Source organism: Rathayibacter agropyri, from assembly GCF_013249015.1.
Lineage (GTDB): Bacteria > Actinomycetota > Actinomycetes > Actinomycetales > Microbacteriaceae > Rathayibacter > Rathayibacter agropyri.
Genome location: NZ_JABRPL010000001.1, coordinates 420,318 through 433,208 on the forward strand (window position 1 = coordinate 420,318; position 12,891 = coordinate 433,208).

Sequence of the window (12,891 nt, forward strand, 5' to 3'; positions counted from 1 at the left end):
TTTCGACGGATCGCCTTGAAGGGGGCGGCACGTCGGTGGACGTGTCATCTCCAGCGACACGCGAGGAAGGGCGTCCCGAGAGCACACGCTGAGGAGGTGGAGACGGGGGGTGCCCCGCCGGGGCGGGGCACCCCCCCGGCGAAGGGGTCGGCTGGTACGCCGGGTTCTGTTCACGCCGCGCCTCTCGGCGGGCGCTGGACGGCCATCTCTCTCGGAGTCGCGTTGCCACGACCCTCCAGCGGTCTACCCGAGGACCCGACGAGCAGCCGCATCGTCCTCTGTCTGACCTTGCTCCGGGCGAGGTTTACCGAGCGGACCGGATCGCTCCGGCCCCTGGTGGTCTCTTACACCACCGTTTCACCCTTACCGCGGACCGGAGTCTGCGGCGGTCTGTTTTCTGTGGCACTGTCTCGCGGGTTACCCCGGGTGGGTGTTACCCACCGCCCTGCTCTGCGGAGCCCGGACGTTCCTCGGCACCGGAACTCTCGCTCCGGTGACGCGACCGTCTTGCCGGCCCGTTCGCCAAGCCAGTGTACGGCTCACGCGAGGGTGGACTCCTCACCGCGCACGAGAATGCAACCGCTGTCGGGGCAGAGGACGACCTCGTCGGGCGCGGTCGCACGGATCCAGGACAGGTCGGACTCCGTCAGCGTGACTCCGCTACCCTCGGAGACCTTCCCGCGAAGGAGGGCCGCGCCGACGCCATAGCGGGCGCGCTGCTTCTCGTAGAGCTCGACGAGGTCCTCGGGAAGAGTAGTGACAAGCGACGCGCGATCGCGGGCGAGCGCGTCCTGCTTGTCACGCAGCTTCTCGGCCTGGGCGTCGCGCTCCTCGGCGAGGGCTGCCAGTGCTGCCACGACATCGTCGCGCTCGGCCTGCGCCGCGGCGACCTCGCCTTCGATCCCCTCGATCCGCTCCATCAGCGTGAGCTCGATGTCCTCGAGATCGCCGCGGCGCTTGACGAGGGAGGTGATTTCGCCCTCCAGCGCCACGATGTCTTTTGCGGACGACGCGGTCTGAAGGCGGTCGCGGTCGCGCGCGAGGCGCTTCTCGACAACGGTGACGTCGGACTCGATCCGACCAAGCTCTGTGCGCACGTCCTCGAGCCGTCCGACCTTCTCGGCGAGAGCGCGACGGGTGTTGTTGTCACGGGCCTGCATGGCCTGGATCTTCGCGATGTGCGGGAGGGTCGCGAGGGCATGGCGAAGCTGCGCGCCCCTCGTATCCAGACTCGCCAGAGTCAGGAGTTGGCGCTGGTCGGCGGGGGTGGCGTTCACGTCACTGTCCTCGTTCCCGGCACGGAGGGTGGGCGTGCCGCGTCTATTCTCCCGTGCCGGCCACCGCTCAGTGCACGATCGCGAAATCCCACGGGTCGGTGCGCGTCTCGCTCACCTCGACGGTGACCGTCGGCAGCGCCTTCCGCAGCGCGGCGGCAGCGACGTCGAGCCAGAGCCACTCGCTCGCCCAGTGCGAGACGTCGATGAGGGCGGGACCGGTACCGTGTATGGCCTTCTCACGTGCCTCCGACGCCGGGTGGTGCCGCAGGTCGGCCGTGATGTAGACGTCGCTTGTGCGCACCGCGGGGGCGCTCAGGAGGGAGTCGCCTGCTCCACCGCAGAGGGAGACCCTCCGCACGGGCGTTTCGTAATCGCCGGCAACGCGCACTCCCACGGCCGTCGGAGGCAACAGTTCGGCGACGGCCGCGGCGAGGCGGCCGAGAGTGAGCTCCTCCGGCAGATTGCCGACGCGACCGAGCCCGACGGACGGGTCGGCACCCGGGATGACAGGCGTCGCTCCGGTCAAGCCGAGCCGGCCAGCGATCACGTCTGAGACGCCGTCAGCCACGATGTCGGCGTTCGTGTGCGCCGAGACCAGGGCGCAGCCACCGCGGATCAGGTCGGCCAGCAGACGGCCCTTGTAGCCATCCTCGGCAATGGAGGTCACGCCTCGCAGGAGGAGAGGATGGTGCGCGAGGAGCAAGTGGAAACCGCCGTCGACGGCCTCCGCCACGGTGTCGGCGACCACGTCGATCGTGAGGAGGATGCGCTCGACAGAGGCGCCGGGGTCGCCGGTAACGAGGCCTGGCGCGTCCCAGTCTTCGGCGGCCGCTTCGGGCCAGAGTCGGTCAATGACGGCGTGGACGTCGCGCAGAGTGGGCATGGGTCCAGGGTAGGGGGGCTCAGTGGGGGTCCTCGGTGTCGACGGCGCGGATCGCTGAAGTGCCCTCTGTGGCGCCGTCCAGCTTCGCATCGAGAAAGTCCGTCGACTCGGGCAGGTGGACCGTCATGCCCCCGTACTGCTCGACCGCGAGCTCGCCCGTGATCCCGGAGGCGGCGAGCACGTGGCCTCCCACAGCGCCGGTGGTGTCGACGAAGTGGGTGTGCAGGCCAGCGGCGGTGACGCCCTGAAAGAAGTGCGGACCGATAAAGCCGAGGAGCGTGCCCTCGACCTCCTCGACGTGGACTTCCCGCTGATCGTCTTTCACCTCCTCGAACGCCTGGTACGGCTTCGTTTGAGCGGTCAACTGGCGCAGAACAAGAGCCTTGACCCCGGCACGAAGGCGCATGCCGACGATGACGTTCGGGCTGGGGACCAGCGCTCGGACCGCCGCGAGGAGAGCGTCGAGGGAAGCCAGTCCTGCGACGGGCACGACATGGTCGGGCTCGAAGCGAGCGACCTCGGCGAAGGCGATTCTGTCCTCCTCGCCGAGGACCGCGACCGAACCGTCACCCCGGAACAGGCGGTGCACGCCGTCCAGGACGACGAGTTCGCCATCCATGTGCTCGCCACAGCCGAGGCCGAAGTCGCCGTGCGCGTTCACCTCCTTTTTCGTGACGGTTCCGTCGAAGAGCCCTGCCAGCAGAGCGTCAACGATCGAGAATTGCGTGACGAGGTTGCGAGTCGAACGGGTTGACATGGGGGTCAGTGTGGCCGAATCACCGTGCAGCATGTCGCGCCAAGGCGCGCGACGGTGGCATACCCGTCGTTACCGGTGGCGCGGCAAGGAGCACGATCGCTCCACTGCGGAGCTCACCCTGGACCATGAGGAGCGGCTGGCCGGTCTTTCGTACGCGAACGGCCTGGCTCTCGCCTCAGTTCAGGAGGAGCTGGCTGCATCGCGGCACGAGGCCGAGCAGTGTCTCCGAGCGCCAGGTTCGCAGGTAGGGCCAGCGAGCCGCGCCTAACGACGAAGGTCCGCACTCCCGGCGGAGTGCGGACCTTGTGGTGGATCCGAGGGGATTCGAACCCCTGACCCCCTGCATGCCATGCAGGTGCGCTACCAGCTGCGCCACGGACCCGCGGGTGGTGCTGTCGTCGATTTCTCGTTGCGGTGCTGTCGCCGCCCAGCGGAAGCAACTCGAATAAAGTACAACACGATCTTCGTGAAGCGAAATTGACTCCCGCCGCCGGGCGTGTTCGTCAGTTCGTTGCAGCCGAGGAGTCTGCCGAGACAGGCTGGTCGAGGGTGAACGGGACTGTCGGGCAGTCCTTCCACAGGCGCTCGAGGGAGTAGTACATCCGGTCCTCCTCGTGGAAGACGTGAACGACGAGATCGCCGAAGTCGAGCAGGATCCAGCGTCCCTCGGCTCGCCCCTCCCTGCGCAAGAGCTTCGCTCCAGACTCGTGCAGTCGGTCCTCGACTTCGTTTGCGATGGCGACCACGTTTCGCTCCGAGCGACCTGTGGCGAGGAGGAAGATGTCGACCAGAGGCAGCGGCCCCGAGACGTCGAGCGCGACGAGATCCTCTCCGCCCTTGGAGTCGGCGGCGGTGGCCGCGAGTTGAAGCAGGGCGCGGGCGGAGTCGGTCGCAGTCATGAAGCCTTCAGTGTCGGTGGTGGAGATCAGAAGATGTTGAGCACGAAGCCACCGACGAACAGCGCGATGGAGGCGACGAGGAGGACGGCTGCCGTGATCGCCAGGACAACGGGCACGCTGATGCCTGCGCGCTTCTGCGGCGCGATCATCGACGTGCCGGCGGCGTGGGTCGACACGGCGCTCGAGGCGCGGACCGGCTCGGATTCGCCTTCGGGCTGCTCGCGGTCGATGCGGTCGACGTAACGGTCGACGTCCGGCGAGTCGTAAAGATTGGGGTGCTGGCCGGTCGAGCCGAGGCTGCGGGGCAGATCGAACGAGCCGGTGACCAGGATTTCTCCCGTGTCCGTGCTGGCGGTGGCACCCGAGCCGGTCGACGGCAGGATCAGGGCGTTGGTGGTCGTGACGGCGCCGGTAGCGGCGACTCCGCTCGCGATGAGCGAGTCAAACGAAGCATCGACCTCTTCTTGTGACTTGCTGTCGAGTTCCTCGGTAATGGCGAGGTGCTCGATCGGCGGGTGGAAGTTGCCGGTGATCTCGGTCGCCTTCTCGTCCGCGATGTCGAGGGAGCCGCCGACGGCAGCGAAGAGCGCGGTGTTCAGGTGTGGTTGCCCGGACTCGTCCTCTGCCGCGGGCTTGTCGGCCTCCTCCGGGCTGTCATCCGTCTCGGAGGCGGGGTCATCCGACGGCGTGGGACCGGAGGGGTCACCGGCCGACAACTCCTGCGCGGTGCCCGTCTCGACGTCCCCGGACACGGGCTCAGCGTCGCGCGTCTCGTCCGCGGTCTGTTCGACGGCAACGGTTCCGGCCGGCGGGACCGAGGAGGTGCGCTCGAAAGCGTCCTCCACGTCCCCAAAGCGGGAGGACCGCTCGGTCTCTGGTGCGGCGGCGACATTCTCGGCCTGCTGCTGCGCGAGGAGCGCCCGCAGTTCCCGCCGAGTGAGGGGACGACCGGTCGCGTTCTCGGTCGCGACGATGTCGAGCGACGACGTCCGCAGATCGGGTTCGCTCGCGGGGCTCGGGGCGACGGGGGTGATCCGCATCGCCTGGGTAGGGGTGAGAACCGGCATGTCGCCGGCGGTTGTCGCGGAGGCGGTGGCAGCCCGGCGGGATGTCGTCGGAGCGGCGGCGGGGGCCGCACCGGCCTCGCGCCTTTCTCGCTCGCGGATCTCGCGCCGGGTGAGCGGCTTCTCCTCGGGCTGAACTGTCATGACGTACTCCGATACAGGTGGTGCTTCGAGATGTACTGGACGACACCGTCGGGAACCAGATACCAGACCGGATGACCCCGGTTTACGCGGCTCCGACAATCCGTCGAGGAAATCGCTAGCGCCGGAATTTCCAACAAGGATACGTCTTGGGCCGGCAATCCCGAAACGTTGAGAACATGGCCAGGCCGGCTGACCGCGACGAAGTGGGCTAGCTCCCAGAGTTCGTCGTAGTCCTTCCAGCTCAGGATTTGGGCGACTGCGTCGGCGCCGGTGATGAAGAACAGTTCGGCGTCGGGACGGGCGGCGTGAATGTCACGAAGAGTATCGATCGTGTAGGTCGTCCCCACGCGGTCGACATCGACGCGGCTCACGGTGAACGTCGGGTTGGACGCCGTCGCAATCACTGTCATCAAATAGCGGTGCTCAGCCGAGGTGACCGTCTTCTTGTGCCACGGCTGACCGGTGGGCACGAAGACGACTTCGTCAAGATCGAACGACTGCGCGACCTCCGAGGCGGCAACCAGGTGTCCGTGGTGGATCGGGTCAAAGGTGCCGCCCATCACGCCGATACGGGGACGCCGAGTGTCTCCGCTCGGGGCGGATGTCACGATCGCGAGGCTCCCGGGCTAGTGGCCGTGACCGTGCTGGTCCTGCGACCCTGCGCCGGTCTTGTGCGAGTGGCGGTTGGCGACATCGCGGTAGCTCCAGGTGACAAAGCCGAGGGCGGTGAAGGCGATCGCGGCAATCAGGCCGAACACGATCGGGGGGAACGGAAGCTCCGCGTGGGCCGCTGCTTCGGCGAGGACGGTCGTCGCGAGGGACATGCAGTGCTCCTTGGAGGTCGTGGACGCCCCGGCGGGGCTCCGTCGAGTGTACCCGGATGGCACGGGCGACGGATCAGCCCACCTGCCACCCCGCGTTCAGGCTCGGATCTGCCCTGCTCCACGCAGCAGCCACTTCGTCGTCGTGAGCTCGGGCAGCCCCATCGGCCCACGCGCATGCAGCTTTTGCGTCGAGATGCCGACCTCGGCGCCGAATCCGAATTCACCTCCGTCGGTGAAGCGAGTGGAGGCGTTGACCATCACCACCGCGGAGTCGACTTCGGCGAGGAAACGCTCGGCGCTGGCGAGGTCGTTCGTCACGATCGATTCGGTGTGGTGCGTCGAGTACCGGTCGATGTGCACCAGTGCGGCGTCGAGGTCATCGACGACGGCCACGGCGACGTCGAGCGAGTAGTACTCGGCCGACCAGTCCTCCTCCGTCGCCGGGACCGCAGCCGGGTGCAGGGCGAGCACGCGTTCATCGCCGTGAACGGTGACGCCCGCCTCCGCGAGGCGGCCCAGGACGGGTGGGAGGAGGCGCTCGGCCGCGTCGCGGTGCACCAGAAGCGTCTCGAGGGCATTGCAGGTGCTCGGCCGCTGCACCTTGGCGTTGTGCACGATGTCGACCGCCCACTGCTCGTCGGCACTCGCATCGAGAAAGATATGGACTACTCCGGCGCCGGTCTCGATGACCGGCACGGTCGACTCCGTGACGACCGACTCGATCAGGCCGGGACTCCCCCTCGGCACCAAGACATCGACGTAGCCGCGCGCGCGCATCAGTGCCTTCGCGCCCTCGCGGCCGTGGTCATCGACCGTCTGCACCAGCGCAGCCGGTAGCCCGACGGAGGCGACGGCATCCTGGAGCAGCTCCACCAGCACGCGGTTCGTGTTCTCGGCGGCGCTGCCTCCGCGCAGGATCACGGCGTTGCCGCTCTTCAGTGCGAGCGCCGCGATGTCGATGGTGACGTTCGGCCGCGCCTCGTAGATCGCTCCGACGACGCCGAATGGCACCCGTACCTGTGTCAGCGAGGCGCCCTGTGGGAGGTTCGAGCCGCGAACGGTCTGCCCGACAGGATCGGTCAGCCCCGCAACAGCCAGGACGGCGTCGGCGAGAGACCCCAGGCGGGCCGGGTCCAGTCGGAGGCGGTCCTGCAGGCCCGCACTCATGCCGCTCGCCCGGCCACGTTCGAGATCGAGCTCGTTCGCCGGGACCACCCGCGCGGCGCTCGTGCGCACCGCCTCGGCGATGGCCACCAGCGCACGGTTCTTGAGGTCGGTCGTCGCACTCCTGAGGGAACGGGAGGCGGCGCGGGACGCGGCGAAGCGTTCGGTCAGCACGCTGCTGTCGTGGGTCGTGTGCGGCATCCGGCCAGTGTATTGGCAGACGCCCTATTGGCAGACGCCCTGACGGCCGAGAAGTCAGTCTGCCTGGCCATCCTCCTCGTCCGCGACTCGCCAGACCCCGCCTTGGCGCTCACGCTCGAGTTCGGCGCGGGCCTGTGCCTTGGCGTCCATCCGCTCGAAGTAGTCCTCGCGGCGCTCGTTGCGGGTCTTGCGCTGGTTCTCATCGAGCCGCATGTCGGTACCCCGAGGGGCGGTGATCAGCTCGGCGGTCGAGGTGAGTGTCGGCTCCCAGTCGAAGACGACTCCGTCGCCCGGTCCGATGACGACGGTGGAGCCGGCGACGGCTCCGGCCGAGAACAGGCCGTTTTCGACGCCCAGCTTCGCCAGGCGGTCGGCGAGGAATCCCACGGCCTCGTCGTTGGTGAAGTCGGTCTGGGAGACCCAGCGCTCGGGCTTCGTGCCCAGGACGCGGTAGACGTTCCCGTAGGACCCGCCCTCGACCTTGATATCAAAGTCCTTCTCGTCGACGGCGCGCGGGCGGATCGTCATCCGCTCGACGCGGGGCACGGCGGCGAGCTCAAGGCGGTGCTTTTCCACGATCTCGGCCAGAGCGAAGGTGAGCTGTCGGAGCCCGGAGTGGCTGACGGCGGAGATCTCGAAGACGCGGTACCCGCGGCCCTCCAGGTCGGTCCGGACGAAATCGGCCAGCTCCTTTGCCTCAGGCACGTCGATCTTGTTGAGGGCGACCAGTTGCGGACGCTCGATCAGCGGGACCTGGCCGTCACCGACGGGGTAGGCGGCGAGCTCGCCGAGGATGATGTCGAGATCTGTCAGCGGATCGCGGCCCGGCTCGAGCGTCGCGCAATCAAGCACGTGCACCAGCGCGGTACAGCGCTCGACGTGGCGCAGGAACTCCAGACCCAGGCCCTTGCCCTCGCTGGCTCCCTCGATCAAGCCGGGAACATCGGCGACGGTGAAGCGCGACTCCCCCGCCTGGACCACGCCGAGGTTGGGAGCGAGCGTGGTGAAGGGGTAATCCGCGATCTTGGGCTTCGCCGCCGAGATGGCCGCGACAAGGCTCGACTTGCCCGCGGAGGGGAAGCCGACCAGAGCAACGTCCGCGACCGTCTTGAGCTCGAGGACGACGTCGCCCTCCCACCCGGGCGTCCCGAGCAGTGCGAAACCGGGGGCTTTGCGCTTCGTCGTGGCGAGCGACGCGTTGCCCAGCCCGCCCTGACCGCCCGGGGCGATCACAAAGCGCAGGCCCGGCTCGTCCATGTCGATCAGTTCCTCGCCGTCGGGCGACTTGACGACCGTGCCGATGGGGACGGGGAGTTCGAGCAGTTCGCCGTTGCCGCCGGCGCGGTGGTCGCCCATTCCCGGTCCGCCGTTCGCGGAATTGCGGTGCGGGTGACGGTGGTAGCCGAGGAGGGTCGTGGTCTGCGGGTCGGCGACGAGAACGATGTCTCCGCCGTGACCACCATTGCCGCCGTCCGGGCCGGCCAGGGGCTTGAACTTCTCGCGACGCACGGAGACGCAGCCGTTCCCGCCGTGGCCGGCACGCAGGTGCAGCGTGACGTTGTCGACGAAGGTGACCATGGGTGTGTATCCGTCCGATGAAGAGGTGTGCGGCGTCGAGATGCCAACGCTACGGGGAGCCGAAGCTCCGGAAAACGCGCAAGGGGCGAGCCGAAGCCCGCCCCTTGCATCCTGTGCCTGTGCGGCCGAGGAGGTCGACCCTACTGGGCGGCCGCCACGATGTTGACGACCTTGCGGCCGCCCTTCTGACCGAACTCGACAGCGCCCGCCGAGAGGGCGAACAGCGTGTCGTCGCCACCGCGGCCAACGTTCGCGCCCGGGTGGAAGTGGGTTCCGCGCTGGCGGACGATGATCTCGCCCGCGCTCACGACCTGGCCGCCGAAGCGCTTGACGCCGAGACGCTGCGCGTTCGAGTCGCGACCGTTGCGAGTGGAACTCGCGCCCTTCTTGTGTGCCATTTCTCATCTCCTCGAGACCGGGGGGCCGCAGCCCCATGCTGATGCCCGCGTGCGATGGCTCGCCTCACGGGTCAGCTCAATTACTGTGCAGGACTACTTGATTCCAGTGACCTTGACGCGCGTGAGGTCCTGACGGTGCCCCTGGCGCTTCTTGTAACCGGTCTTGTTCTTGAACTTCTGGATGATGATCTTCGGACCGCGCAGGTCCTCGAGCACCTCGGCGGTGACGGTGACGCCCGCGAGGGTCGCCGCATCCGAGGTAATCGATTCACCATCGACGAGCAGCACGGCAGGAAGCTGCACGGTGCCGTTCTCGTCGGCCTTGACACGGTCCATCGTCACGATGGTGCCGACCTCGACCTTCTCCTGCCGACCGCCGGCGCGCACAACTGCGTAAACCACTTCTCGTACCTGTTTCTCGTCTGGACGGAGCGGAGGCGCCATCCGGGGCTTGTAGGGACGGGGCTCTGCCCCGGTCTTCCGGTTCGTACCCGTCTCCTCACGATGAAGAGGGAACCGGCACCGCGGCCGGCACCCCCGGAGGGGCGGAGCGACAACGGAAATCTGCGTGAGCACATGGATCGCGCCACACCAACGGTCAAGAGTACGGGTTCCGCACTCCGCGGTCAAACGCACGCACCCCTGGGGCTGCGTCCTCCGACCGACGACCTGGTCACGCTAGCGGAGCTGCGGGCGGGCGTGGCGGCGACGCGCCGCCTACGATCAAGGCGTGGCCATCCTCGTCGACACAGCACGCTGGCCGGCTCACGGCGCGCTCTGGGCGCACCTCGTGAGCGACGTCTCGCTGGAGGAGCTGCACGCGTTCGCTCGACGCGCCGGAGTACCGGAGCGCGGCTTCGACCTCGACCACTATGACGTGCCGGAGGAGCGGATCGCGGAGCTGATCGCCGCCGGCGCGACGCACGTCAGCATGCGGGAGCTGGTCGAGCGGCTCCGAGACAGCGGCTTGCGGGTCAGGGGGCGCGACCGTGAGGAGGCCCGGTGCCGACTCTCGCCGGCCACCGGGCCCTCCTAAGCGCTTCCCCGGCAGCTACTGCTGGTCGGCGCGCCGCGGGGTCTGCTCGGGGATGACGGCGACGCCGGTGAGCGCGGCGGTGGTGACGCGGCGGCTCCTGGCCCGACCCTGGCCCGGCTGTTTGGGCGCGGGCAGCGCATCGAGCACGGAGTCGAGCAGGTGCTCGGCCACGTCGCTGCGAACCCGACGCGGTGGCGTCACAGGAGCCGGCGGGATCGGGATGTCGAGGAGTGCCGCCGCGGCAAGCTCGGCGACCTGCTCGTCGGGCGCCTCTGCGCTCTCCTGGCGAGGCTCGCGGTCACGGCTGCGGCGGCGACGCTCACCCCGAACGGGACGGTCCCCACGGGGCGCCGGCTCGGCGGGTGGCTCCTCTACCGCCTCCTCTGGGGCTGCGATCGGCTCGGTTCCGGTGGCGTCCTCGACCAGCGCGGCCACGTCCTCCGCCGCCTGGCGCATCGCCGGCGGTTGGATGGTGCTTGCGGCGATCTGCGCGAGGGCGTTCTTGGCGTCGTCAGTGATGGCGTGCGTACTCACCGGCTTCGCGGCAGCCGTGGACGTCCCATTCGAGCGACCGGAGGCGGACTGCTGATCGCCGCCCCTGCCGCGGCGGCGCTGCTCCTGCTGCGGCGCGGCGGTCGAGCGGTGCTTCAGCACCGGATCGTGGTGCACGATGACACCGCGGCCGGCGCACACCTCGCAGTTCTCACTGAACGTCTCGAGCAGACCGAGCCCGAGCTTCTTGCGGGTCATCTGCACGAGTCCGAGCGAGGTGACCTCGGCCACCTGGTGCTTGGTGCGGTCGCGGCTCAGGCACTCGACCAGGCGCCGCAGGACGAGGTCGCGGTTGGACTCGAGCACCATGTCGATGAAGTCGACGACGATGATGCCGCCGATGTCACGCAGCCGCAGCTGGCGGACGATCTCCTCCGCCGCCTCGAGATTGTTCTTCGTGACCGTCTCTTCGAGGTTGCCGCCCGAGCCGACGAACTTGCCGGTGTTCACATCGACGACGGTCATGGCCTCCGTGCGGTCGATCACGAGCGAGCCGCCGCTGGGCAGCCACACTTTGCGCTCCAGAGCCTTCTCGATCTGCTCCGTGATGCGGAACTCGTCGAAGGCGTCCTGCTCGCCGGTGTAGATCTCGACACGCTCGAGCAGATCGGGAGCGACCTGGCTGAGGTAGAGCTCGATCGTCTCGCGGGCATCGTCGCCGGCGATCACCATCTTTTCGAAGTCCTCGTTGAAGACGTCGCGCACGATCTTGATGAGGAGGTCAGGCTCGCTGTGGAGAAGCGCCGGCGCCTGGCCCGTCGCGGCCTTCTCGCTCAGCGCGGTCCACTGCGCGGTGAGGCGCTCGACGTCCACCGTGAGCTGCTCCTCGGTGGCGCCCTCGGCAGCCGTGCGGACGATGACACCGACGTTCTCGGGCAGCACTTCCTTGAGGATCTTCTTCAGGCGCGCGCGCTCGGTATCGGGAAGCTTGCGCGAGATGCCGTTCATCGATCCGTTGGGCACGTACACGAGGTAGCGGCCGGGCAGCGAGATCTGGCTGGTCAGACGGGCACCCTTGTGACCGACCGGGTCTTTCGTGACCTGCACGAGGACACGATCGCCGGGCTTGAGTGCGAGTTCGATCCGGCGGGGGCCGCCGGCGTTGTTCGCGGCGTCCCAGTCGACCTCGCCGGAGTAGAGCACGGCGTTGCGGCCGCGCCCGATGTCGACGAAGGCGGCCTCCATGCTCGGCAGAACATTCTGCACGCGACCGAGGTAGACGTTGCCGATGAGCGACGCCTCCTGGGAGCGGGCGACGTAGTGCTCAGCGAGCACGCCGTCCTCGAGCACACCGATGCGGATGCTGTCCTGCCTCGAACGCACGACCATCACGCGGGCGACGGCCTCGCGGCGAGCGAGGAACTCAGACTCGGTGACGACAGTCCGGCGGCGGCCCGCGTCGCGGCCGTCGCGACGGCGCTGTTTCTTGGCCTCGAGCCGAGTCGAGCCCTTGATGCGCTGCGGCTCGGTAATCAGCTCGGGTTCGCGCGCCTCGCGGGGTGCGCGCGGTTGGCGGACCCGGACGACGGTCTGCTCAGGGTCGTCCGATCCGGCTCGATCGCTCTCGCCGCTCCGGCGTCGCGAGCGGCGTCGGACCGAGCCCTGCTCGTCCGCAGGGGCGTCCCGCTCCTCCCGCTCGTCGCGGACACCGAGGGGGGCTCCTCGCGGAGGCAGCGGGGTCAGCTCGACGTAGTCGGGCAGGACAGGGGCCTGGAACAGGAGCGACGTGGAGGGCAGGGCGGGCCGGCGCGGCTCCTCCTGCTCAGCGGCCGCCGGTGGCAGCGCAGGAGCGAACGCGGTACCGGTCGGCGTCGACGGGTCGGACGCCGCTGTGGACACGTCCGACTCCTGCGTGGACACACCACGTGTCTGCGTCGACTCATCCTGTGTCTGCGTCGACACGTCGGCAGAAGCCTCCGCCTGCCCGGTGCCGTCATTGCCGGTCTGGTCGGTCTCGTTGCTGTCGATGATCGTCTCCCCTGTCGCTGGCGCGCTCGACTCGGCCCGCCGGGTCGTCCGGCGGGCACCGAAGAGGCGGCTGATCTTTCTGGCCCCGCTGCGGGGCTCGTCGCGGTCCTGATCGGATCCGCTCGTACTGTTGTCTTCCACCATTC

At 68.6% G+C, this 12,891-nt stretch carries 13 protein-coding genes, 1 tRNA gene and 1 other RNA gene; 1 reads left to right on the plus strand and 14 read right to left on the minus strand.

Going from position 1 to position 12,891, the window contains the following annotated elements:
- Positions 1 to 139: 139 nt before the first annotated feature.
- The 13 genes from rnpB to rplU all read right to left on the minus strand — a co-directional run bounded on the left by rnpB (position 140) and on the right by rplU (position 9,591).
- An RNA gene (gene rnpB / locus HRF29_RS01910) (RNase P RNA component class A) lies at positions 140 to 518 on the minus strand.
- Between the two features lie 21 nt (positions 519 to 539).
- Positions 540 to 1,277: a CT398-like coiled coil hairpin domain-containing protein gene (locus HRF29_RS01915; protein WP_173243855.1), complete on the minus strand. Its 738-nt coding sequence runs from the start codon at positions 1,275 to 1,277 to the stop codon at positions 540 to 542.
- A gap of 67 nt (positions 1,278 to 1,344) precedes the next feature.
- The gene (locus tag HRF29_RS01920; protein ID WP_173243859.1) at positions 1,345 to 2,160 is read right to left on the minus strand and encodes a Nif3-like dinuclear metal center hexameric protein; all 816 of its coding nucleotides are present in this window, start codon (positions 2,158 to 2,160) and stop codon (positions 1,345 to 1,347) included.
- A gap of 19 nt (positions 2,161 to 2,179) precedes the next feature.
- Positions 2,180 to 2,917, minus strand: a complete 738-nt coding sequence (locus HRF29_RS01925; protein ID WP_173243862.1) for an acetolactate decarboxylase — start codon at positions 2,915 to 2,917, stop codon at positions 2,180 to 2,182.
- A 306-nt stretch (positions 2,918 to 3,223) separates the two neighbouring features.
- Positions 3,224 to 3,299: transfer RNA gene (locus HRF29_RS01930), tRNA-Ala, on the minus strand.
- A 121-nt stretch (positions 3,300 to 3,420) separates the two neighbouring features.
- Positions 3,421 to 3,816 (minus strand): ribosome silencing factor, encoded by a 396-nt coding sequence (gene rsfS / locus HRF29_RS01935; protein WP_173243865.1) that lies wholly within the window; start codon positions 3,814 to 3,816, stop codon positions 3,421 to 3,423.
- Positions 3,817 to 3,842: 26 nt separating this feature from the next.
- A complete protein-coding gene (locus HRF29_RS01940) occupies positions 3,843 to 5,024 on the minus strand; it encodes a hypothetical protein (protein WP_173243868.1) in 1,182 nt (393 codons plus the stop codon).
- A complete protein-coding gene (gene nadD, locus HRF29_RS01945) occupies positions 5,021 to 5,632 on the minus strand; it encodes a nicotinate-nucleotide adenylyltransferase (RefSeq protein WP_343043606.1) in 612 nt (203 codons plus the stop codon). The genes HRF29_RS01940 and nadD overlap by 4 nt, the downstream gene beginning before the upstream one ends.
- Positions 5,633 to 5,650: 18 nt before the next feature.
- Complete coding sequence (locus tag HRF29_RS01950; RefSeq protein ID WP_173243871.1) at positions 5,651 to 5,848, minus strand: hypothetical protein; 198 nt, start codon at positions 5,846 to 5,848, stop codon at positions 5,651 to 5,653.
- Positions 5,849 to 5,944: 96 nt separating this feature from the next.
- Entirely contained in the window at positions 5,945 to 7,213 is a 1,269-nt protein-coding gene (locus tag HRF29_RS01955; RefSeq protein WP_173243874.1) for a glutamate-5-semialdehyde dehydrogenase, read from the minus strand.
- Positions 7,214 to 7,267: 54 nt separating this feature from the next.
- Positions 7,268 to 8,791, minus strand: coding sequence for a GTPase ObgE (gene obgE / locus HRF29_RS01960; protein ID WP_173243877.1), 1,524 nt, complete (start codon positions 8,789 to 8,791; stop codon positions 7,268 to 7,270).
- A 140-nt stretch (positions 8,792 to 8,931) separates the two neighbouring features.
- Complete coding sequence (gene rpmA / locus HRF29_RS01965; protein ID WP_173243880.1) at positions 8,932 to 9,189, minus strand: 50S ribosomal protein L27; 258 nt, start codon at positions 9,187 to 9,189, stop codon at positions 8,932 to 8,934.
- Positions 9,190 to 9,282: 93 nt separating this feature from the next.
- Positions 9,283 to 9,591, minus strand: a complete 309-nt coding sequence (rplU, locus tag HRF29_RS01970; RefSeq protein WP_104223682.1) for a 50S ribosomal protein L21 — start codon at positions 9,589 to 9,591, stop codon at positions 9,283 to 9,285.
- 328 nt (positions 9,592 to 9,919) lie between these two features.
- Between rplU and HRF29_RS01975 the strand changes: the two genes are divergently transcribed.
- Complete coding sequence (locus tag HRF29_RS01975) at positions 9,920 to 10,225, plus strand: DUF4031 domain-containing protein (protein WP_173243883.1); 306 nt, start codon at positions 9,920 to 9,922, stop codon at positions 10,223 to 10,225.
- A 15-nt stretch (positions 10,226 to 10,240) separates the two neighbouring features.
- On the opposite strand, the gene HRF29_RS01980 is transcribed toward HRF29_RS01975, so the two are convergent.
- Entirely contained in the window at positions 10,241 to 12,889 is a 2,649-nt protein-coding gene (locus HRF29_RS01980; protein ID WP_173243886.1) for an Rne/Rng family ribonuclease, read from the minus strand.
- Positions 12,890 to 12,891: the final 2 nt, after the last annotated feature.

What these genes read in the sequence shown, in the direction of transcription:
- HRF29_RS01980 (WP_173243886.1), bottom strand. Translation starts at nt 12,889, where the DNA reads ATGGTGGAAGACAACAGTACGAGCGGATCCGATCAGGACCGCGACGAG.
- HRF29_RS01950 (WP_173243871.1), bottom strand. Translation starts at nt 5,848, where the DNA reads ATGTCCCTCGCGACGACCGTCCTCGCCGAAGCAGCGGCCCACGCGGAG.
- HRF29_RS01955 (WP_173243874.1), bottom strand. Translation starts at nt 7,213, where the DNA reads ATGCCGCACACGACCCACGACAGCAGCGTGCTGACCGAACGCTTCGCC.
- HRF29_RS01920 (WP_173243859.1), bottom strand. Translation starts at nt 2,160, where the DNA reads ATGCCCACTCTGCGCGACGTCCACGCCGTCATTGACCGACTCTGGCCC.
- rpmA (WP_173243880.1), bottom strand. Translation starts at nt 9,189, where the DNA reads ATGGCACACAAGAAGGGCGCGAGTTCCACTCGCAACGGTCGCGACTCG.
- rsfS (WP_173243865.1), bottom strand. Translation starts at nt 3,816, where the DNA reads ATGACTGCGACCGACTCCGCCCGCGCCCTGCTTCAACTCGCGGCCACC.
- HRF29_RS01925 (WP_173243862.1), bottom strand. Translation starts at nt 2,917, where the DNA reads ATGTCAACCCGTTCGACTCGCAACCTCGTCACGCAATTCTCGATCGTT.
- obgE (WP_173243877.1), bottom strand. Translation starts at nt 8,791, where the DNA reads ATGGTCACCTTCGTCGACAACGTCACGCTGCACCTGCGTGCCGGCCAC.
- HRF29_RS01940 (WP_173243868.1), bottom strand. Translation starts at nt 5,024, where the DNA reads ATGACAGTTCAGCCCGAGGAGAAGCCGCTCACCCGGCGCGAGATCCGC.